The sequence below is a fragment of the Streptomyces sp. NPDC003248 genome, from assembly GCF_055563235.1.
In genome coordinates this window covers 394,022-414,800 of record NZ_JBVHDT010000006.1, presented here as the reverse complement: position 1 = coordinate 414,800, position 20,779 = coordinate 394,022, and the positions used below count along the sequence as shown (strand labels likewise).

Below are 20,779 nucleotides of genomic sequence, written 5' to 3'. Positions count from 1 at the left end.
GATTCAGTGGCGGAGACGCCACTGGTTCAGACACCCGGCAGAACGGCGCCGGAACGGCGTCGGAACAACGGCAGACACGACGAAGAGAAACGACGTCACGCCGAAGACAACCCTTGATTCGCTGCGAAGTCTCGGGGGGAGGGCGAAGCATGGAGACCGAGTCGGAGCCGTACGTCCGTCTTGCGTCCCTGCGACAGCTGCACCAGGTCATGGCCGACATGAACACGGCACGGAGCCTGGCCGACACACTGCAGACCGTCGCCGACGGAGTGGTCAACGCGCTCGGTTACGAGCTGGCGTGCGTCAACCTCGTACGCCCCGACGGCGACCTGGTCGTCGCCGCCTTCTCCGGCAACCCCGCCGCCGAGGCCCTCATCACCGGCCGGGTCGGCTCCCGGGAGTCCTGGGAGCGGCGCCTGGCCATGGGCGAGAACTGGGGCGACCTGGTCTTCATATCCCACACCGAGGGCTGGGTCCTCGACGACGACGACGTCCCGCAGTGGTACACCGACGGGCCCGACCCGCGCTTCGAGGACGAGTGGCACCCCTCCGACCGCCTCTTCGCGCCCATGTACATGCCCGCCTCGCCCGGCGGCGGCGCCTGCGGCGAACTGATCGGCGTCCTCTCCGTGGACCGGCCCCGCAACGGCCGGCGGCCCGGCGCCTGGGGCCGCGAGGCGCTCCAGATGTACGCCTTCCAGGCCGCCATCGCCATCAGCAACGCGCGTCTGCGGGCGAACATGCAGCGGGCCCTGGTCCGGCTCGAACGCGAGCAGCAGGCCCTGCGCGCCAGTGAGGAAAGCTTCCGGCAGGCCTTCGAGTACGCCCCCTCCGGCATGGCCATCGCCGAGATGGGCGGCGACCAGCACGGCCGGATCCTGCGCACCAACGACGCCCTGTGCCGCCTGCTGGGCCGCCCCGCCTCCGCGATGCGCCGCTACTCCTTCTCCGACCTCGTCCACCCCGAGGACATGGGCACCCTGCTGCGCACCTCCGCCGAGGGCGGCCGCGCCGAGCTCCGCCTCGGCCGCCGCGACGGCAGCTACGTCTGGGTCTCGCTGCGCAACAGCGTCGTCGCCGACGCCGCCGACGGACCCCGCTTCCTCCTCACCCACGTCGAGGACATCGAGGAACGCAAGCGGCGCGAGCTCCAGCTCGCCCACCGCGCCTCCCACGACTCCCTCACCGGCCTGCCGAACTCCGCGGAACTGCGCTCCCGCCTCTCCGCCCGGCTCTGCCGGCGCCCGCAGTCCACCCACCCCACCGCCGTCGACGCGATGGACGCCGCCTACGACCACCCCGCCTTCGACACCGGCGGCGGGCACGGCTTCGACTACCACCCGTCCGGCGGCGGCGAGGCCTACGACGCCTACGACCACCACGTGCACACCGTCGCCCCCGAGGAGAGCGGCCGCGACGACGGCACCAAGGGGCTCGCGGTCCTCTTCTGCGACCTCGACGGCTTCAAGTCGATCAACGACCGGTTCGGGCACAACGCGGGCGACGCCGTCCTCGTCGAGGTCGCCCGACGGCTCTCCCACGGCGTCCGGGACGGCGACACCGTCGCCCGGCTCGGCGGCGACGAGTTCGTGATCCTCGCCGACGGACTCGGCCGCGCCGACGCCGAGGACCTCGCCGTACGCCTGCGCAACGAGATCATCCAGCCGATCCGCGCCGAGGGCCGGGCCGTGCGCGTCGGCGCCAGCTTCGGCATCGGCTGGGCGCACTGCGGGATGACCGCCGACGAGGTCCTGAAGTCGGCGGACGAGCGGATGTACGTCGAGAAACGATCTCGTCCCAAACAGCACAGGCGGGCCGGATGATCCGCAGGTCAGGGACCTGATGGGCGAGTTCGTGCGATCCGGGTCACCCGTTCGTGGCCCACGGACCGGGTAGGCTCGCTCTTCTCCGCACCTATTCACACGCGTACGCATCCGCCCCGCACCTGTTGAGGAGTACGAGAGGATGACGCCCGGCAACAACGGCGCGAGCACGCCCGAGGACGACGACCCGTTCGGCTATCTCTACGCCGACGGCCAGGCCAACGGAGCCCAGCCCCCCTCGGGCGGCTACGGCTACCCGAACTCCGTCAGCCGCGTGCGCACCGTCGGCGAGCGCAGGTACGGGCAGCAGCCGCAGCAGCAGACCGCGCAGTACGGGCAGTACGGCCAGCCGACGGTGCCGCAGCAGGGTGCGTACGGGCAGCCGAACGGCCACAGCGCGCCCGGGACCGCCCCCGGCGGCAACGCGCCCGGGGGACGCCGGCCGGCGCCCTCCGGCGGCCGGGGCCGCGGCCCCAACACCAAGGGCCTGCTGATCGGCGCCGTCGCGGTCCTCGCCGCGGTCGTCGTGGGCATCGCCGTCGTCATGGCCAACGGCAGCGGCGACGACGACAGCCAGGACACCGCGGACCAGGTGTCCACCGCCCCCACCGCCACCGCCAGCGCCTCGCCCAGCGAGTCCGGCGCCGACGACGCGGACGACGAGGCCGAACTGCCGACGATCGACGCCAAGGCCCTGCGCCTCGGCGGCGCCGCCGCGCTGGCCTCCGACGTCGAGGGCGCGCAGGCGGACGGCGGCATCTACGTCGCCAACCTCAACCAGGTCGGCAGCTCCGTGACCTGGACCGTCGACGGCATCCCCGAGGAGGGCACCTACACCCTCTTCGCGCACTACAGCACCGCCGGCGACGACCAGTCGATGACGCTCACCATCAACGGCAAGAAGTTCGGCACCCCGCTGAGCATGAAGAACTACGCGAACGCCGCCGACGGGGACTTCGCCAAGGGCTGGACCACCACCTACGCCTACCCGACCCTCACCAAGGGCACCAACACCGTCAGCCTCTCCTGCGAGAACGGCGACAAGTGCAACGCGCTCCTGGACCAGCTGTGGCTGAAGCAGGGGCAGGTCACCGAGTAGCGCTCAGGCCGCGCCGGCCTCGCCGGTCACCGCCACCCGCGCCACCAGCTCCTCGTACGCGGCCCGGTCGAACCCGCCGGCCGCCGGGGACGGCGCGGTCGCCGCGGACAGGGCGAGCGCGCGGGCCAGCCGCTGCGGCCAGGGCAGCCGGTCCACCAGCCCCGACAGCAGACCGGCGGTGACGCGGTCGCCGGCACGCACCGGCGTGCCGCGCGGCCGGGCGGGCGGGAGGGCCCGCCAGCGGCCCTCCGGGGCCGCCGCGACCAGGCCCTCCGTGCCCAGGAACGCCACCACGGCGCGGGCGCCGCGCCGGCGGGCGTCCTCCGTGGCGCGCAACGGCTCGTGCGAGCCGGTCAGTTCGGCCAGTTCGCCGGCGTCCGGCGTGATCAGGTCCGGGCGGGCGGCGACCGCGCGCCGCAGCGGCTCCCCACCGGTGTCCAGCAGGACCGGCGTCCCCGCGGCCCGCGCGGTGCGCACCAGCCCCGCGTACGCGCCGACCGGTACGCCCGGCGGCAGACTGCCGCACAGGGCGACCGCCCGGGCCCCGGCCACCAGGGCCTCGTACGTCCGCTGGAAGGCCGACCACTCGGCGGGCGTGATCACGGGGCCGGGTTCGTCGAACCGGGTGGTGTCACCGGTGCGTTCGTCGACGACGGCGACCGTGCGGCGGGTCGTGCCGGAGACCGGGACGAGGGCGTCGGTGACGCCCGTGACGCCCGTGAGGAGGTCGCGCACCTCCCGCCCGGTGGCCCCGCCCGCGAAGCCGGTGACCGTCACCTCGTGTCCCAGCGCGGCCAGCACCCGCGCCACGTCCAGGCCCTTGCCGCCGGCGCGTTCCGTCACCTCGGTCACCCGGTGCCTGGTGTGCGGGCGCAGGGCCGGGACGCGGTGGGTGATGCCGAGAGCGGTGTTGAGCGTGACCGTGAGGATCACCGTGACCTCCCCCGAAATGGCGCGCGTTCGCCTTCTGTGTCCTTCTTCCCGGGTTTCCGGGGGCTCGATCATGCCAAAGAGACGGCGGACGGCCCAGACCCCGGCCCGTCCGCCGTCTCCCAGCGGGCGGACGTTTCAGGCCAGTTGGGGATCGACCACCCATTCCCCTCGCCGCATCACGCCCTTCAGCGCGAAGTCCTCGTCCAGCAGGACCAGGTCGGCGTCCTTGCCGGGTTCCAGGGAGCCCACGCGGTCGGCCACGCCCAGCAGCCGGGCCGGGGTGGCGGACAGGGCCTCGACCACGTCCTCGACCGGGAGGCGGTCGACCGTCACCGCGCGCCGGAAGGCGCGGTCCAGGGTGAGGGTGGAGCCGGCGATGGAACCGCCGTCCACCAGACGGGCCACGCCCCCGCTGACCTCCACCTCCAGCGGGCCGAGCAGATAGCGGCCGTCGGCGCTGCCGGCCGCGTCCATCGCGTCCGTGATGAACGCCACCCGCCCCGCGCCCGCGTGACGGAACGCCAGCTCCAGCGCGGCCGGGTGCAGATGGACCCCGTCGTTGATCAGCTCGACCGTGACCCGCTCGTCCTCCAGCAGCGCGGCGATCGGGCCGGGGGCGCGGTGTCCGAGGACGGGCATCGCGTTGAAGAGGTGGGTGGCGACGGTGGCGCCCGCCTCGATCGCCTCGACGGTCTGCTCGTAGGTGGCGTCCGTGTGGCCGACGGCGGCGATCACACCGTGCTCGACGAGCAGCCGTACGGAGTCCAGGCCGCCCGGCAGTTCCGTGGCCAGCGTGACCATCTTCGCCCGGCCGCGCGCCGCGTCGACCAGCTTGCGCACCTGCGCCGGGTCCGGGTCGCGCAGCAGCTTCTCGGAGTGCGCGCCCTTGCGGCACGGCGAGATGAACGGCCCCTCGAAGTGGATGCCCGCGATGTCGCCCTGCTCGGCCAGCTCCGACAGCAGTCCCGCCTGCCGGACGAGGAGGTCCATGTCGTCGGTGACGGTGGAGGCGACGAGGGTGGTGGTGCCGTGCCGGCGGTGGGTGCGCACGGCCCGCAGGACGTCCTCGGCCGGGCCGGAGAACGAGGCTCCGCCGCCGCCGTGGTTGTGCAGGTCGACGAAGCCGGGGACCAGCCAGTGCCCCCTCGCGTCGATCACCTGGACGCCGTCCGGGGCCGTGGCGGCGATACGGGTGCCGTCGACGACCAGCCTGCCGCCGCGGACCGTTCCGCCGGGGAGGACCACGTCGGCGCCGGAGAGGACGAAGGGCGCCCCGCCGGCCGCGGGCCGCGGGTGGTGTGCGGTCTGTCGCGCAGTTCCCCGCGCCCCTGCGTGGGTGACCATCAGGGCGTTACCTCCGTACCGTCGGTCGTCTTCAGGAGATCCCGGGCCAGGAGTCCCGCGCCCAGGCATCCGGCGGTGTCGCCCAGGGCGGCGGGGGCGATCGTCGGCAGTTTCTGGAAGGTGAGGCGCCGCCGGACGGCGTCCCGTAGTGGTGTGAACAAGGTTTCCCCCGCCTCGGCGAGCCCGCCACCGATGACGAGCGTGCGGGGGTCCAGCAGGGTGAGCGCGGTGACCAGGCCGTCGGCCAGGGCGTCCACGGCCTCCTGCCAGATCCGGACGGCGTCCGGGTCGCCGGACGCGACGGCCTTCGCGCAGTCCGCCGCGTCCGCCCCCGGATCCCCGCAGGCCGCCGCCCACGCCTCGCTCACCGCCGCCGCGGACGCGTACCGCTCCAGGCAGCCGCGCTGCCCGCACGGGCAGGGCGTGCCGCCGGGCCGTACGACGATGTGGCCGATCTCGCCGGCGAAGCCGTGCGCGCCCGCCTCGACCCGGCCGTCGACGCCGATGGCGCCCGCGATACCGGTGCCCAGCGCCACGAACAGGAAGCGGTCGGCGCCCCGGCCCGCGCCGATCCGCCCCTCGGCGAGGCCGCCGGTGCGCACGTCGTGGCCGAGGGCGACCGGGATGCCCAGGCGGGTGGCGAGCAGGTCGCGCAGGGGGACGTCCCGCCAGCCGAGATTGGCCGCGTAGACGGCGACTCCCCGGGCCTCGTCGATGATGCCGGGGACGGCGATGCCGGCGGCCGCCGCGGGTTCGCCCAGGTGTGCGGCGCCGTGGGCGTGCAGCTCGGCGGCGAAGTCGAGGATGCCGGCGACGACCGCTTGGGGGCCGTGCTCGCGTCCGGTGGCCCGGCGGGCCCGGTGCAGCAGCGTGCCGTCCGCTCCGACCAGGGCGGCCTTCATCCCGGTGCCGCCCACGTCGAGGGCGATGACATGTCTCACGGGGGACAGTGTGGCCCGAGGACCCAGGAGAGGTCTAGTCCACTTGCACGGTTTTGGGTGCGCTGTGCGGGGTCGGGAGGGGTCCGTCCGGGGGGTGCCGGGGCGTCGTCCGGGGTCCGCGGGAGGGCGGCGCGGGGGCGGTGCGAGGGCGGTGCGAGGGGCGGTGCGAGGGGCGGTGCGAGGGGCGGTGCGAGGGCGGTGCGAGGGGCGGTGCGAGGGCGGTGCGAGGGGCGGTGCGAGGGCGGTGCGAGGCCCGCGAGAGGTCTAGTCCACAGAGGTGGTGTAGACCTTAGTTCGGATTCCGGTCCATTGGTATGAGCAATCAGTTGTCCAGAGTGCGGACAACGGACGCACGAAGCAGTTGGGGAGACGAAGCGCAGTGCAGCGGCGGGCAGGCAGGTCAGGAACGATCGCGGTGGCATCCGCCCTCGGTATGACGGCGGTCCTCGCCGGGTGCGGGGTCACCGGCGACTCCGGAGACGTCACCCTCAGACTCGTCGCCGCCGACTACGGCGACAGCAGCGCCAACAGCTCCCAGAAGTACTGGGACGCGCTGGTCGAGGAGTTCGAGAAGGACCACCCCGGCATCAAGGTCGAGGTCACCGTCCACTCCTGGAACGACGTCGACCGCGAGGTCAAGGAGATGGTCGACGACGGCGACGCGCCCGACATGGCGCAGATCGGCTCGTACGCCGACTACGCCGCCGACGACCTGCTCTACAAGGCCGGTGACGTCCTCTCCATCCCCGTCCAGGCCGACTTCGTCTCGCAGCTCGCCGACGCGGGCGAGGTGCGGGGCGTGCAGTACGGCATGCCGTTCGCCTCCTCGACGCGGCTGCTGTTCTACAACAAGACCCTCTTCGAGAAGGCCGGGATCACCACCCCGCCCACCACCTGGGACGAGCTCGCCGAGGACGCCGAGGCGCTCGAGGAGGAGGGCGTCGACTACCCGTACGCGCTGCCCCTCGGCTCCGAGGAGGCACAGGCCGAGACGATGCAGTGGCTGCTCAGCGGCGGGGGCGGCTACACCGCGACCGCCACCGGCTACAGCATCGACTCCACCGAGAACGTCGAGACGTTCACCTGGCTGAAGAACGAGCTGGTCGGCGAGGGCCTGACCGGGCCGGTCGCGCCGGGCAAGCTCAACCGGGCCGACGCGTTCGAGGCGTTCACCGCCGGGAAGGTCGGCATGCTCAACGGGCACCCCTCGCTGATGAAGGCGGCCGAGAAGAAGGGCGTGAAGTTCGGCATGGTGGCGATGCCCGGCGTCGACGGCCCCTCCAAGGTCTCCCTGGGCGTCGCCGACTGGATGACCGCCTTCAAGCAGAACGGGCACGCCGAGCAGATCGGTGAGTTCCTGGACTTCGTCTACAGCGAGGAGAACGTCCTCTCCTTCTCCCGCGAGTACGACCTGCTGCCGGTCACCACCTCCGCCTCCCAGGTCATGAGCACGGCGTCGGAGGACGCGGACCTCAAGCCGTTCCTGGACCAGCTCCCGTCGTCCGAGCTGTATCCGGTGGGGCGGACCTCGTGGGCGACGGTCAGCGCGGACATCAAGAAGCGGATCGGCCAGGCCGTGACCGCCGACGGCAGCCCGGCGGGCGTCCTCGGCCAGATCGAGGCGACGGCGACCACCGCGGAGAGCGGCGCCACCGGCTGAGCCGTTGGGTTACGGTGCGGGCATGCAGCGGCCGGAGGCGGAACTGGGGGCGAGGGAGCGGGACATCCTCGCCCTGGAACGGCGCGGGATCTCCGCGCCCGGAGCGAAGGAACGGGCGATCCGTGAGGAGCTGGACCTGTCCCCGGTCCGTTACTACCAGCTGCTCAACGCGCTGCTGGACGACCCTCGGGCGCTGGCCCACGATCCGGTCACGGTGAACCGGTTGCGGCGCGTGCGGGAGGCTCGGCGGGCCGAACGCTGACGCGGTGCGGCCCGCGGTATGCGGGGGCTCCGCCCCCGCACCCCCGGTCGGCCCTGGACGGGCCTCGTCCTCAAACGCCGGACGGGCTGAGTTGCCCCGGCCGGGGCTGTGAGGGGCCGTTGCTCTTCGAAGGCCGGGCGGGCTGGGTTGCGGCGGCCGGCGCTGTGAGGGGCCGCTGCTCTTCGAAGGCCGGACGGGCTGGGTTGCCCCGGCCGGTGTTGTGAGGCGGCGGCTGCTGCCGGTTATCGTCGCCGTATGGGCACCCCAGAGACGTACTCCACGGAACCCGCACTCCCCGAACCCGTCACCGCCGCCGGGCGGGAGGCGTTGCGCGTGATCCTGGCGCGGCCCGCCGGGACGCTCGTCGGTCTGGACTTCGACGGCACGCTCGCGCCGATCGTCGAGAACCCGGACGACGCGCGGGCGCACCCGGACGCCGTTCCCGCCCTCGCGCGGCTCGCCCCGAAGGTCGCCTCGGTCGCCGTCGTCACCGGGCGGCCCGCCGCCGTGGCCGTGCGCAACGGCGGCTTCGCCGGTGTGCCGGGGCTGGAGCACCTGACCGTGCTCGGCCACTACGGGGCCGAACGGTGGGACGCCCGGACCGACACCGTCAGCGCCCCCGCCCCGCACCCCGGCGTCGCCGCGGCCCGTGCCGAGCTGCCGGGCGTGCTGGAGGCGGCCGGCGCGTGGCGGGGGACCTGGGTGGAGGAGAAGGGCCGGGCCGTCGCCGTGCACACCCGCCGGGCCGAGGACCCGCAGGCCGCCTTCGAGGCCGTACGGCAGCCCCTCGGCGACCTCGCCGCCCGCCACGGACTGATCGTCGAGCCGGGCCGGATGGTCCTGGAGCTGCGGCCGCCGGGCGTGGACAAGGGCGTGGCGCTGCTGGAGCACGCCCGCGAGACCGGCGCCGAGGCCGTGCTCTACGCCGGTGACGACCTCGGCGACCTGCCCGCCTTCGCCGCCGTGGAGAAACTCCGCTCCGACGGCGTCCCCGGCCTGCTCGTCGCCAGCGGCAGCACGGAGGTCACCGAACTCGCCGAGCGCGCCGACCTGGTCGTCGACGGCCCGGCCGGCGTGGTCGGTCTGCTGCGGGCGCTGGCGGATCAGCTGGCCCGCGTCCCCCGCAGCGCCTCCAGCTGATCCAGGAACCACCGGGCCGGAGGCAGCGCGGTCGCGGCGGCCGCCAGCCGCTTGGTGCGCTGCGCCCGCTCCTCCGGCGCCATGGTCAGCGCCTCGTGCAGGGCACCGGCGGTCTCCAGGACGTCGTAGGGGTTGACGGTGAGGGCGTCCTCGCGCAGCTCGCCGTACGCGCCGGCCTCCCGGGACAGCACCAGCGCGCAGCCCCGGTCGGAGACGACCGGCACCTCCTTGGCGACCAGGTTCATGCCGTCGCGGATGGGGTTGACCAGCGCCACGTCCGCGAGGCGGTACGCCGCCAGGGAGCGGGCGAAGTCGTCCTTCACGTGCAGCACGACCGGGGTCCAGCCCGCGGAGCCGTACCGCTCGTTGATCTCCCCGGCCAGCCGCTGCACCTCGGCCGTGTAGTCGCGGTAGACGGCGAGGTCCTGGCGGGAGGGGTAGGCGAAGGCCACGTGGGCGACCCGCTCGTGCCACTCCGGGTGGTCGTCGAGGAACTGCCGGTAGGCCAGCAGACCGCGCACGATGTTCTTCGACAGCTCGGTCCGGTCCACCCGGACGATCACCTTGCGGGCGCCGCCGTCGGGGGCCGTGCCGATCTCCTCGCGCAGGGCCGCCAGGCGTTCCTCGACGTCCCGCTCGCGGGAGCGGACGCGCAGGAAGTCGGCGTCGGCGCCCAGGCCGTGCACGCCGATCTCGGTGCCGCCCGTGCCGCCGGTGAACTCCTCGCAGCACGCGGCGAACGCGTCCGCCCAGCGGCGGGTCAGGAAGCCGAGCCGGTCCGCGCCGAGCATGCCCCGCAGGAGCTGGACGCGGATGTCGCCGGGGAGCAGCCCGAAGTAGTCCACCGGCGCCCACGGCGTGTGCGAGAAGTGGCCGATGCGCAGGTCGGGGCGGAGCTCGCGGAGCATCCCCGGCACCAGGCACAGGTGGTAGTCCTGGACGAGGACCGCGGCCCCCTGCGCCGCCTCCTCCGCCAGCGCCTCGGCGAAGGCCCGGTTGTACGTCTCGTACGAGGCCCACTGGCGCCGGAACTCCGCGTCGAAGACCGGCTCCAGCGGGGTCAGGTACAGCAGGTGGTGGACGAACCACAGCACCGAGTTGGCGATGCCGTTGTACGCGTCGGCGTGCACGTCGGCCGGGACGGGCAGCATGCGCACGCCGTCCTCGCCGACCCCGCGCCGGACCGCCTCCCGGTCGCCCTCGGACAGCGCCGAGCACACCCAGAGGGCGCCCGCGTCCGGGCCGATCGCCGACAGCCCGGAGACCAGCCCGCCGCCACCGCGTCTGGCGTGCAGCGAGCCGTCCTCGCCGACGGTGTACGAGACCGGGCCGCGGTTGGACGCGACCAGCACCTGAGCACCCTGAGCAGCAGGACCGTGCGTGGAAGCCATACGCCTCAACCTAGCCCGGACTCGATCCGCTCAAACGTACGGACGGGGGGCGTGAACCGGTCGTGTCCGGCCGTATACGGCGCGTCCGCCGGGGCGTCGTCGCCGGGTCACGCGACCTTGCGGGTCGCGTACTCGGCGATCTCCGCCATCGGCGGCCGCTCCTCCGTGTCGACCGAGTAGGTGCGCGGCTCGAAGCCGTCCGCGCCCCGCTCGAACTGGGTCAGGGACGGGCGGACGAGGTGCCCGCGGGCCAGCCGCAGCTGCGCCGTGCGGTAGATCGCCGCGGCCATCCGGCCGAGCGCCTGCCCGTCCTGGTGGCGGTGCTTGCGCACCCCGACGTCGACCTGGGCCAGCGCGTCCAGGCCCACCAGGTGCAGGGCGTCGACCAGCATCCCCAGCTCCACGCCGTACCCGACGGGGAAGGGCAGCTGCTCCAGCAGGCGGCGGCGGGCCGCGTACTCGCCGCCCAGCGGCTGCACGAACCCCGCGAGCTGCGGCCAGTGCATGTTGAGCAGCGGGCGGGCCATCAGCTCCGTCACCCGGCCGCCCTGGCCGGCGCCGCCGGCCAGCGGGCGGTCGTACATGGCCTTGACCAGGTCGACGCCCGGATCGGTGAGCAGCGGGCCCACGATGCCCGAGACGAAGTCGGAGGAGAACTCCTTCAGGTCGGCGTCGACGAAGCAGACGATGTCCCCGGTGGTGACCAGCAGTGAGCGCCACAGGACCTCGCCCTTGCCGGGCACGGCCGGGAGGCGGGGCAGGATCGTGTCCCGGTGGACGACCCGGGCCCCGGCCGCCGCGGCCACCTCGGAGGTGCGGTCGGTCGATCCCGAGTCGACGACGACGATCTCGTCGACCAGCGGTACCTGGTGCATGAGGTCGTGGCGGATGACGGAGACGATGTCGCCGACCGTCTCCTCCTCGTTCAGCGCGGGCAGCACGACGGACACCGTCTGGCCCGAGGCGCGCTTGGCGGCCAGGATCCGGTGCAGCGGGCGATCGGTCACGGACCAGGAGCGGGCGGCCAGCCAGCGCTCGACTTCTTCCAGCACGGTCTGCGGCTCCTCACTGTTGTGATCACACCAGGTACACGCGAGGTGACAGTGTGATCCATCTCGCGGTTCGGACGTCTCCCTCAACTGTCCTGGCCTTCGGTTACAGTCTTGAACAACGCGGATGACCATCGCATGTCCGGGGTCGCCCGCGCTCACAACCACATACCGCTCATCCAGAGGGGCAGAGGGACACGGCCCGATGAAGCCCCGGCAACCCTCCAGCCGGTCTCGTACGGATCGCTGCCACAGGCAGTCGACGATCACCGCGAGGCTCCCGGCTCGGGAAGGTGCCAATTCCGTCTCACGGCGAGATGCGTCGTGGGGAAGATGAGGAGAAAGGGCCTCGCCTCACATGGCTGCGCAGACAGTTGCAAGCACCACCCCCTCCGTCGATCTCGGTCCGGCCGCGGCGCTCTCCTGTCGCGAGTGCGGTCACCGCGTGCCGCTCGGCCCGGTCTTCGCCTGCGAGGAGTGTTTCGGCCCGCTCGAGATCGCCTACGACTTCTCCGGGTACGACCCGGAAGAGCTCCGCAAGCGCATCGAGGCGGGCCCCGCGAACATCTGGCGCTACGCCCCGCTGCTGCCCGTCCCGGCCGACGTGGCGGACAAGCCGAACATCAACCCCGGCTGGACCAAGCTCGTCCAGGCCGACAACCTGGCGCGCGAGCTGGGCGTCGAGGCCGGGAAGCTCTTCGTCAAGGACGACTCCGGCAACCCGACGCACTCCTTCAAGGACCGTGTCGTCGCCCAGGCCCTGGAGGCCGCCCGCGCCTTCGGCTTCACCACCCTCTCCTGCTCCTCCACCGGCAACCTGGCCGGCGCCGTCGGCGCCGCGGCCGCCCGCGCCGGCTTCCGCTCCTGCGTGTTCATCCCGCACGACCTGGAGCAGGGCAAGGTCGTCATGGCCGCGGTCTACGGCGGCGAACTCGTCGGCATCGAGGGCAACTACGACGACGTCAACCGCTTCTGCTCCGAGCTCATCGGCGACCCGGCGGGCGAGGGCTGGGGCTTCGTCAACGTCAACCTGCGGCCGTACTACGCCGAGGGCTCCAAGACGCTCGCGTACGAGATCTGCGAGCAGCTCGGCTGGCGGCTCCCGGACCAGATCGTGGTGCCGATCGCCTCCGGCTCGCAGCTCACGAAGATCGACAAGGGGCTCCAGGAGCTGATCAAGCTCGGTCTGGTCGAGGACCGGCCGTACAAGATCTTCGGTGCGCAGGCCGAGGGCTGCTCCCCGGTGTCCGTGGCCTTCAAGGCCGGCCATGACGTGGTCCGCCCGCAGAAGCCGGACACCATCGCCAAGTCCCTCGCCATCGGCAACCCGGCCGACGGCCCCTACGTCCTCGACATCGCGCGCCGCACGGGCGGTGCGGTGGAGGACGTGAACGACGAGCAGGTGGTCGACGCGATCAAGCTGCTGGCGCGGACCGAGGGCGTCTTCGCCGAGACGGCGGGCGGTGTGACGGTCGGCGTCACCAGGAAGCTGATCGAGGCCGGTCTGCTGGACCCGACGCTGACGACCGTCGTGCTCAACACCGGAGACGGCCTCAAGACGCTGGACGCGGTCGCCGGGACCGGGCTGACGGCCACCATCCGCCCGAACCTGGAGTCGTTCCACGAGGCCGGTCTCGCCTGAGAGAGGCCGTTGTACGTCTGCGGGCCGCGGGGGCTGGTCGCGCAGTTCCCCGCGCCCCGCTGGGCGCCTACCCGTCCGGAGGAAACACCGTGAGCGTCACCGTCCGCATCCCTACCATCCTGCGCACCTACACGGGCGGTCAGGCCGAGGTCGCCGCCGAGGGCACGAACCTCGCCGAGGTCATCGCCGACCTGGAGAAGAACCACACCGGTATCGCCGCGCGCGTCCTCGATGACCAGGGCAAGCTGCGCCGGTTCGTCAACGTGTACGTCAACGACGACGACGTGCGGTTCGAGCAGGGGCTGGAGACGGCGACCCCGGACGGCGCCGGCGTCTCGATCATCCCGGCCGTCGCCGGCGGCTGACGCCCACTCCCTACCCACCGGTAGTAACCCTCGGTAACGCCGATTACCCAGAGTTCATCGAATTGCCTCCTCCGTAAGAGAAGCGGAGGAGGCAATTCAATGTGGTTGAGCACGGTACAGTTGGGGAACGCGCCGCCCATCGCATGCCGAACGCATATGAGCCCGGACTTCACATGCGGTGAGAAGTAGCCAAAGTGTGCAGGTCTTTTGCGCCTTCTGTTCCCTTTATGTGGCCCGAATTGCCCTGAATTCGGGAGAATTCTCACCATATTCCGGACCGTCGACGTCCAGAATTCTCGTCCGATTGACCTGTTGCAGACGGCAGTGGGGCAGATACATTCAGCCGCGGTCGACGCGTTCCGGCGCACGCCTCCAATCAACTGGGGGGTGAGGTCTGACCCGGATCCGCGAAGTGTGGATCTGTGCAAGGGCCAGTAATAGGGGAGTTAGGCATGGCTCAGGGCACCGTCAAGTGGTTCAACGCGGAGAAGGGGTACGGCTTCATCGCGGTCGACGGTGGTGCGGACGTCTTCGTCCACTACAGCGCGATTCAGATGGACGGCTACCGCACCCTGGAAGAGGGCCAGCGGGTCGAGTTCGAGATCTCGCAGGGTCAGAAGGGCCCGCAGGCCGACATGGTTCGCGTCACCGCCTGAACGATTTTCAACGTTTTTCGACGAAGGGCCCGCACCCCGACGGGGGTGCGGGCCCTTCGTGCTGCCCGCCCGCGCCGGGGCGCTCCGGGAGGCCTTCCGCAGCGCCGGGCGGGCCGGGACGCTCCGGTCCGGGGGCCGTGCGACCGGGGTGGTGCAGGTGCCTTCGTCCGGTTCGCGCCGGGGACGATCCCCCCGAGGCGCTTGCACTCGGCATGCCCGAGTGCTAATCATTGGCGTTAGCACTCTGAAGGTGAGAGTGACAACGAAGGACCGGGTCGGTGAGGCCCGCAGGCCGGGTGGGGAAGGAACCACGAGGCAGGCGAGCCGTCCGTCGCGGGCGCGGGCGCGGTCCGAAGGAATCACCCCCAGTCCTGGAGGGACCACTTCACATGGCCAAGATCATCGCGTTCGACGAGGAGGCGCGGCGCGGCCTCGAGCGCGGCATGAACCAGCTCGCGGACGCCGTGAAGGTGACGCTCGGCCCCAAGGGCCGCAACGTCGTCCTCGAGAAGAAGTGGGGCGCGCCCACGATCACCAACGACGGTGTCTCCATCGCCAAGGAGATCGAGCTCGAGGACCCGTACGAGAAGATCGGCGCCGAGCTGGTCAAGGAAGTCGCCAAGAAGACGGACGACGTCGCCGGTGACGGTACGACCACCGCGACCGTTCTCGCCCAGGCCCTGGTCAAGGAGGGTCTGCGCAACGTCGCCGCCGGTGCCAACCCGATGGCCCTGAAGCGCGGTATCGAGAAGGCCGTCGAGGCCGTCTCCGCCGCCCTGCTGGAGCAGGCGAAGGACGTCGAGACCAAGGAGCAGATCGCCTCCACGGCCTCCATCTCCGCCGCCGACACCCAGATCGGCGAGCTCATCGCCGAGGCCATGGACAAGGTCGGCAAGGAAGGCGTCATCACCGTCGAGGAGTCCCAGACCTTCGGTCTGGAGCTGGAGCTCACCGAGGGTATGCGCTTCGACAAGGGCTACATCTCGGCGTACTTCGCCACCGACATGGAGCGTATGGAGGCCGTCCTCGACGACCCGTACATCCTGATCGCGAACTCCAAGATCGCGAACGTCAAGGACCTGCTCCCGCTCCTGGAGAAGGTCATGCAGTCGGGCAAGCCGCTGCTGATCATCGCCGAGGACGTCGAGGGCGAGGCCCTGTCGACCCTGGTCGTCAACAAGATCCGCGGCACCTTCAAGTCCGTCGCGGTCAAGGCCCCGGGCTTCGGCGACCGCCGCAAGGCGATGCTGAACGACATCGCCATCCTCACCGGCGGCGAGGTCATCTCCGAGGAGGTCGGTCTCAAGCTCGAGAACACGACCGTCGACCTGCTGGGCAAGGCCCGCAAGGTCGTCATCACCAAGGACGAGACCACCATCGTCGACGGCGCCGGCTCCTCCGAGCAGGTCGCGGGCCGCGTGAACCAGATCCGCGCCGAGATCGAGAACAGCGACTCCGACTACGACCGCGAGAAGCTCCAGGAGCGCCTGGCCAAGCTCGCGGGCGGCGTGGCCGTCATCAAGGCCGGTGCCGCCACCGAGGTCGAGCTCAAGGAGCGCAAGCACCGCATCGAGGACGCCGTCCGCAACGCGAAGGCGGCCGTCGAGGAGGGCATCGTCGCCGGTGGTGGCGTGGCCCTGCTCCAGGCCTCCCAGGTCTTCGAGAAGCTGGAGCTCGAGGGCGACGAGGCCACCGGTGCCGCCGCCGTCAAGCTGGCGCTCGAGGCCCCGCTGAAGCAGATCGCGGTCAACGCCGGCCTCGAGGGCGGCGTCGTGGTGGAGAAGGTGCGCAACCTGACCCCGGGCCACGGCCTGAACGCCGCGACCGGCGAGTACGTCGACCTGGTCGCCGAGGGCATCATCGACCCGGCGAAGGTGACGCGCTCCGCGCTGCAGAACGCCGCGTCGATCGCCGCGCTGTTCCTCACCACCGAGGCCGTCATCGCCGACAAGCCGGAGAAGGCCGCTGCCCCGGCCGGCGGCGGCATGCCGGGCGGTGACATGGACTTCTGATCCTCCCGAGGATCGGACCCGTCCGCGGTACCGAGGGCGGCATCCCCTGTTCCCACAGGGGGTGCCGCCCTCGGGCGTTCCCGGGCAGGGGCAGGGGCAGGGGCCGGGGCCGCCGGCCTGCCGTGCCCGCCCCCCGCCGCCCCGCCGCCCCGCCGTGCCCGCCAGGACCGCCCGGCGCGGCGGGTGATCCCCCGTCAGCCCTGTCCCAGCGCCTTCCCGATCGTGTCGGGGACGTCGGTGGTGATGCCGTCCGCGTGCCAGTCGCGCAGGAGGCGGGCCGGCCCGGCGGTGTTCACCGTCCATGGCCACACCTTCAGCGGCCGGCCGTGCGGGCCCTTCAGGGCCTGCGCCTTGCGCACATAGCCCTGGGTGAGGGCACGGTGGTCCGGGTTGATGACGTCCACGAACGTCGCGTACGACGCCAGCTCGCCCGACGACGGGGTCTCGTCGCAGATGCCCAGCTTGATGTCGGGACGCCTGGCGCGGACCTCCTTCAGGGCGCCGGCCAGGAAACTGATCACGTAGAGGCGGTCGTCGACGTGGTGGGCGTCCAGCCAGCCCTTCCGGTCGAGGACCTTCAGGATGTCCCGGGTGACGCCGGGGAAGTTCCCCGGCCACTTCACCTCCAGCAGCAGCCCCTGGCCGTTGCGGTCGAGCCGGTCGAGCACCTGGCCGAGGGTCGGGATACGGGCCGACGCGTACGCGGTCCCCTTCCACTGGGGCGAGGCCCCCGCGCGGAGCCTGCCCAGTTCCGCCATGGTGAAGTCGCCCACCTTCCAGGGGGAGCGGTGGGGGAAGACCGTGCGGACGTCGGTGGTGCGGACGAGGTCTTGGTCGTGCATGACGACCAGGACGCCGTCCTTGCTGCGCTGGATGTCCACTTCGACCCAGTCGACGCCGGCCCGGTCGGCCCGGTCGATGGCTTCCAGGGTGTTCTCCGGGGCGAGGCCGGCCGCGCCGCGGTGTCCGATGATCAGGGGCGTGGCCTGTGCCGCGGCGGCGGCGGGCGCGGAGTGCGGGGAGGGCGCGAGGAGGGACACGGAGGACAGGGCGAGGGCGGCGGACGTCAGGGCGAAACCGTGTACGGGCATGGGTGATGGCCTTTCGGATCGGGTTCCACCACGAGCCTGAGCCGGTCGGCGACGAGGTGCCCAGCGGTGCTGCTCCACGTGAGGAGAGCCGGGAACATCCCGTAACGGACGGCGAATTGGCGATGAAATGTCGGGAAACGGGAGGGGTGGCCGAGGGGGTGTCGGGATGTCGGGGCGGGGGCCTGGCGAGGCGGCCGCCGTGGGCGCGGCGCACGGCCGGGCGCCGCGCCGAGGCCGCCCGCGCCGGCGGGACGGCGGCCGCCCGGCACTTTCCGCGCCGCCGCTCCGTTCCCCGGAGAGCCCCTGTAGCCCCGCAGTGAGGAGTGGCGAAGCGATGACGACAGCCGAACACCGGGAGCAGGCGCCCGCACCCGTCGTACGGACCGCCGCGGGAGCGGTGCGCGGGAGCCGGGAGGACGGTCTGGCCGTCTTCCGGGGCATCCCCTTCGCCGCGCCCCCGGTCGGAGCGGACCGCTTCCAGGCCCCCCGCCCGCCCGTCCCCTGGGAGGGCGTCCGGGAGGCGGACGCCTTCGGCCCGCCGCCCCCGCAGGAGGCGGGCCTCCTCGGCCCCGGGGGAGCCGCCCCCACCGGCGACGACTGGCTCACGGTGAACGTCTGGACGCCGGACCCGAGTCCCTCCGCCGCGCCCCGCCCGGTGATGGTCTGGATCTATGGCGGCGCCTACAAGATCGGCCACTCCGGCAGCCCCGGCTACGACGCCCAGCACCTCGCCCGCGCCGGCGACCTCGTCGTCGTCACCCTCAACTACCGCGTCGGCATAGAGGGGTTCGCCCGGATCGACGGCGCCCCCGCCAACCGGGGGCTGCTCGACCAGGTCGCCGCCCTGGAGTGGGTGCGGGACAACATCGCGGCCTTCGGCGGGGACCCGGGCCGGGTGACCGTCTTCGGGGAGTCGGCGGGCGCCGGTTCGGTGGCGGCGCTGCTGGCCGTGCCGAGCGCGCGGGGCCTGTTCGGGCGGGCCGTCGCGCAGAGCGTGCCCGGCACCTACTTCTCCGACGAGCTGGCCCGTGACCTGGCCGCCGCCATCGCCGCCGAGGCGGGGCTGCGCCCGACCGCCGCCGACCTGGCCACCGTCGATCCGCGGGAGCTGCCCGAGGCGGGGGCGGCGCTGGGCGAGAAGATGGCGGCGCGCGTGGACCGGTGGGGCCGGGTCGCGCCCACCGTCACCCCGTTCTCGCCGGTCGTCGACGGCGAGGTCCTGCCGGTCACCCCCTGGCAGGCGCTGGCGGCGGGCGCGGGCCGGGACGTCGAGCTGCTCGTCGGGCACAACGCGCAGGAGTACCGCCTCTTCGTCGCCATGGCCGGGCGCCTGGGCAAGGTGACGGAGGATCAGGCGACGGACGCCCTGCGGATGTTCGGGCCGGGCGGCGGGGAGGCGGGGGAGCGGGCGTACCGGGCCGCCTTCCCGCAGGCCGGTCCGGGCGAGCTGTACGAGCGGGTGCAGTCGGACTGGCTGTTCCACATGCCCTCCCTGCGGCTGGCCGAGGCGCAGGCCGCGGGCGGCGGCCGGGCCCACGTCTACGAGCTGACCTGGCCGGCCCCCGCCCTGGACGGCGCCTTCGGCGCCTGCCACGGCCTGGACATCCCCCTGCTGTTCGGCACCTACCGGGCGGACCTCGGGGCCCTGCTGTTCGGGGACGCGGAGGTGACGGAGGAGGCGAGGGCCCTGTCGTCCTTCATGCGCGGCGCCTGGACGGCGTTCGCGGGCACCGGCGACCCGGGCTGGCCGGCGTACGACACGGAACGGCGGCTGGTGCAGATCCTGGACGCGCGGCCGGAGGTGCGCCCCTACCCGGAGGAGACCTCGCGCCGTCTGTGGGAGGGCCACGACTTCCCGCCGCTGCCGCTGCTGGGGGCCTGAGACCGACACCGGGCGGGCGCGCGGTGCGCCGCCGCACACCGCGCGCCCGCCCGGCCCGTTCCAGGGACGGGTCTCAGGAGGTGAAGGGGACGGCGTCCTGCGGGTCGGTGTGCCAGCCGGTGACGAGGGGCTCCTCGACGAGGACGCTGCCGACCTCCAGCGAGAGGGGGTCGGGGTCGTCGTCGGTGACGGAGACGATGACGGTGCCGTACTCGGTGCCGCCGTCGCCGCCGGTGCTCTTCGGGCTGACGCCGGCGTATGCCGTCGTGTCGCCGGAGAGGGTGATCTCGTCGCCGGCGACCTGTTCGGCGGGACCGGCCTGGGTGCCGCCCGAGCCGAAGGCGATGACGGGCAGGCCGCCGGGCAGGACGCAGGTGATGCCCGGCTGGGCCTTGACGCTGATCCGGTAGTAGCCGCCGGCCTGGGTCATCTCCTCGGCGCTCCAGACCAGGTCGTTGGTGCCGCAGGACTGGCCGTAGCCGGACTTGTCCCCGGCCTCCGTGGAGGAGCCCGACACGGAGTCGGTGCCGGTGCCGGTGCCGGTGGCCCGGCCGGTCGCGGTCGACGTCGCACCGCCGTCGTCGGCGCCGTCGGTGGAGGTGCCCTGGGCTCCGCCGGACGAGGAGGAGCCGGCGGCGCCGGTGGTGCCGGACGCGGCGACGGGAGAGGCGTCGGTCGTGCCCTCCTCGCAGGCGGTCGTCAGGAAGCCGGCGGTGACGGCGGCGGTGACGACGAGGGCGGTGCGCAGACGGCGGTTCATCTTGGTGGGTTTCCTTCTCGACACGGTCACGGTTGGTGACGGAGGGTCACGGATGTTCGGTGGGCGGGGTCTGGGCGGGGTCAGGGACGGGTGACGGGGGCCGCGATCGGGGCCGGCCGGGGTTCGTCGGCGGCCGCTGTCCGCCGGCGGTCGTCCTGGAGCGCGGCGGAGCGGGGCAGCGAGGCCGCGAGGAGGGGCGTGCGCAGGGCCGGCGTGCGCAGGGCGAGGGTCACCAGGGCGTAGCCGGCGAGTCCGCCGAGCGCGTTGGCGAGGACGTCGTTGACGTCCACGGAACGGCCGTTGTTCAAGGCGATGTACGACAGCAGCTGCGCGGCTTCCACGGTCAGGCTGACCGCGGCCGTCATCAGGGCCGCCCGCTTCGGTGAGGTGGCGTGCCGGGACAGCAGGGGCAGCAGGAAGCCGGCCGGGACCATCAAGATGACGTTGGCGACGATCGTGATGTCCGCGGTGAGCAGCGGGACGAAGTTGATCTGTCCGTACCAGGGGGCCTGGTTGGCGTACCTGCCCCACGTCACGTCCAGCGGGAAGATCGTCAGGGACAGTACGGCGGCGGCGTAGACGGCGGCGGCCAGCTGGAGCAGGGCGCGGCGCATGTTCCACGCGCCGCGCCACACCTGGACGGCGGTGACGGCCGCGAACAGGACGAGCGCGGGGCCGAGGACGGGCGCGGATTCCACCTGGTAACGGATGTCCATGACGGGTGATCCT

The 20,779-nt window shown here is 72.7% G+C and carries 18 protein-coding genes and 1 riboswitch; of the genes, 10 read left to right on the top strand and 8 right to left on the bottom strand.

Features of this window, described 5'->3' with window-relative positions; genetic code table 11:
* Positions 1-149 precede the first annotated feature (149 nt).
* Together cdgB and ACZ3KJ_RS17940 are read left to right on the top strand one after the other, a co-directional pair.
* Positions 150-1,823 carry a diguanylate cyclase CdgB gene (gene cdgB / locus ACZ3KJ_RS17945; protein ID WP_467527973.1) on the top strand — a complete coding sequence of 558 codons (1,674 nt, stop codon included), beginning with the start codon at positions 150-152 and terminating at the stop codon, positions 1,821-1,823.
* A gap of 142 nt (positions 1,824-1,965) precedes the next feature.
* Entirely contained in the window at positions 1,966-2,922 is a 957-nt protein-coding gene (locus tag ACZ3KJ_RS17940; protein WP_467527972.1) for a carbohydrate-binding protein, read from the top strand.
* Positions 2,923-2,925: 3 nt separating this feature from the next.
* Here the strand turns inward: ACZ3KJ_RS17940 and ACZ3KJ_RS17935 are convergent, their stop codons facing one another.
* The 3 genes from ACZ3KJ_RS17935 to ACZ3KJ_RS17925 all read right to left on the bottom strand — a co-directional run bounded on the left by ACZ3KJ_RS17935 (position 2,926) and on the right by ACZ3KJ_RS17925 (position 6,140).
* Positions 2,926-3,855: a 1-phosphofructokinase family hexose kinase gene (locus ACZ3KJ_RS17935; RefSeq protein ID WP_467527970.1), complete on the bottom strand. Its 930-nt coding sequence runs from the start codon at positions 3,853-3,855 to the stop codon at positions 2,926-2,928.
* Between the two features lie 135 nt (positions 3,856-3,990).
* The gene (gene nagA / locus ACZ3KJ_RS17930) at positions 3,991-5,199 is read right to left on the bottom strand and encodes an N-acetylglucosamine-6-phosphate deacetylase (protein WP_467527968.1); all 1,209 of its coding nucleotides are present in this window, start codon (positions 5,197-5,199) and stop codon (positions 3,991-3,993) included.
* A complete protein-coding gene (locus tag ACZ3KJ_RS17925) occupies positions 5,199-6,140 on the bottom strand; it encodes an ROK family protein (protein WP_467527966.1) in 942 nt (313 codons plus the stop codon). Before ACZ3KJ_RS17925 ends, nagA begins: the two co-directional genes overlap by 1 nt.
* A 379-nt stretch (positions 6,141-6,519) precedes the next feature.
* Here ACZ3KJ_RS17925 and ACZ3KJ_RS17920 point away from each other — a divergent pair, with 379 nt between their 5' ends.
* From ACZ3KJ_RS17920 to otsB, 3 genes are all read left to right on the top strand, one after another.
* Entirely contained in the window at positions 6,520-7,800 is a 1,281-nt protein-coding gene (locus ACZ3KJ_RS17920) for an extracellular solute-binding protein (protein ID WP_467527964.1), read from the top strand.
* A gap of 22 nt (positions 7,801-7,822) precedes the next feature.
* The gene (locus ACZ3KJ_RS17915; RefSeq protein WP_467527963.1) at positions 7,823-8,062 is read left to right on the top strand and encodes a DUF3263 domain-containing protein; all 240 of its coding nucleotides are present in this window, start codon (positions 7,823-7,825) and stop codon (positions 8,060-8,062) included.
* A 255-nt stretch (positions 8,063-8,317) separates the two neighbouring features.
* Entirely contained in the window at positions 8,318-9,202 is an 885-nt protein-coding gene (otsB, locus tag ACZ3KJ_RS17910; RefSeq protein ID WP_467527961.1) for a trehalose-phosphatase, read from the top strand.
* Here otsB and ACZ3KJ_RS17905 read toward each other — a convergent pair.
* Positions 9,166-10,593 (bottom strand): alpha,alpha-trehalose-phosphate synthase (UDP-forming), encoded by a 1,428-nt coding sequence (locus ACZ3KJ_RS17905; RefSeq protein WP_467527960.1) that lies wholly within the window; start codon positions 10,591-10,593, stop codon positions 9,166-9,168. The genes otsB and ACZ3KJ_RS17905 overlap by 37 nt on opposite strands.
* Before the next feature lie 107 nt (positions 10,594-10,700).
* Positions 10,701-11,645, bottom strand: coding sequence for a glucosyl-3-phosphoglycerate synthase (locus tag ACZ3KJ_RS17900; RefSeq protein WP_467527959.1), 945 nt, complete (start codon positions 11,643-11,645; stop codon positions 10,701-10,703).
* Between the two features lie 169 nt (positions 11,646-11,814).
* Positions 11,815-11,982, top strand: a riboswitch (SAM riboswitch).
* A gap of 18 nt (positions 11,983-12,000) precedes the next feature.
* On the opposite strand from ACZ3KJ_RS17900, the gene thrC reads away from it, so the two are divergent.
* The 4 genes from thrC (at position 12,001) to groL (ending at position 16,317) form a co-directional block, all read left to right on the top strand.
* Entirely contained in the window at positions 12,001-13,284 is a 1,284-nt protein-coding gene (gene thrC / locus ACZ3KJ_RS17895) for a threonine synthase (protein WP_467527957.1), read from the top strand.
* Positions 13,285-13,373: 89 nt separating this feature from the next.
* A complete protein-coding gene (locus ACZ3KJ_RS17890; RefSeq protein ID WP_385069917.1) occupies positions 13,374-13,649 on the top strand; it encodes a MoaD/ThiS family protein in 276 nt (91 codons plus the stop codon).
* Between the two features lie 452 nt (positions 13,650-14,101).
* On the top strand, positions 14,102-14,305 hold the full coding sequence (locus ACZ3KJ_RS17885) for a cold-shock protein (protein WP_004986573.1): 204 nt from the start codon (positions 14,102-14,104) through the stop codon (positions 14,303-14,305).
* 389 nt (positions 14,306-14,694) lie between these two features.
* Positions 14,695-16,317 (top strand): chaperonin GroEL, encoded by a 1,623-nt coding sequence (gene groL, locus ACZ3KJ_RS17880; RefSeq protein ID WP_389521345.1) that lies wholly within the window; start codon positions 14,695-14,697, stop codon positions 16,315-16,317.
* Between the two features lie 194 nt (positions 16,318-16,511).
* Here groL and ACZ3KJ_RS17875 read toward each other — a convergent pair whose 3' ends face one another.
* Entirely contained in the window at positions 16,512-17,408 is an 897-nt protein-coding gene (locus ACZ3KJ_RS17875) for a glycerophosphodiester phosphodiesterase (RefSeq protein WP_467527954.1), read from the bottom strand.
* Positions 17,409-17,742: 334 nt separating this feature from the next.
* Between ACZ3KJ_RS17875 and ACZ3KJ_RS17870 the strand changes: the two genes are divergently transcribed.
* Positions 17,743-19,290 (top strand): carboxylesterase/lipase family protein, encoded by a 1,548-nt coding sequence (locus ACZ3KJ_RS17870; protein ID WP_467527952.1) that lies wholly within the window; start codon positions 17,743-17,745, stop codon positions 19,288-19,290.
* A 73-nt stretch (positions 19,291-19,363) separates the two neighbouring features.
* On the opposite strand, the gene ACZ3KJ_RS17865 is transcribed toward ACZ3KJ_RS17870, so the two are convergent.
* Positions 19,364-20,050, bottom strand: a complete 687-nt coding sequence (locus tag ACZ3KJ_RS17865; RefSeq protein ID WP_467527950.1) for a DUF4232 domain-containing protein — start codon at positions 20,048-20,050, stop codon at positions 19,364-19,366.
* An 80-nt stretch (positions 20,051-20,130) separates the two neighbouring features.
* Positions 20,131-20,766 (bottom strand): VanZ family protein, encoded by a 636-nt coding sequence (locus ACZ3KJ_RS17860; protein ID WP_467527949.1) that lies wholly within the window; start codon positions 20,764-20,766, stop codon positions 20,131-20,133.
* Positions 20,767-20,779: the final 13 nt, after the last annotated feature.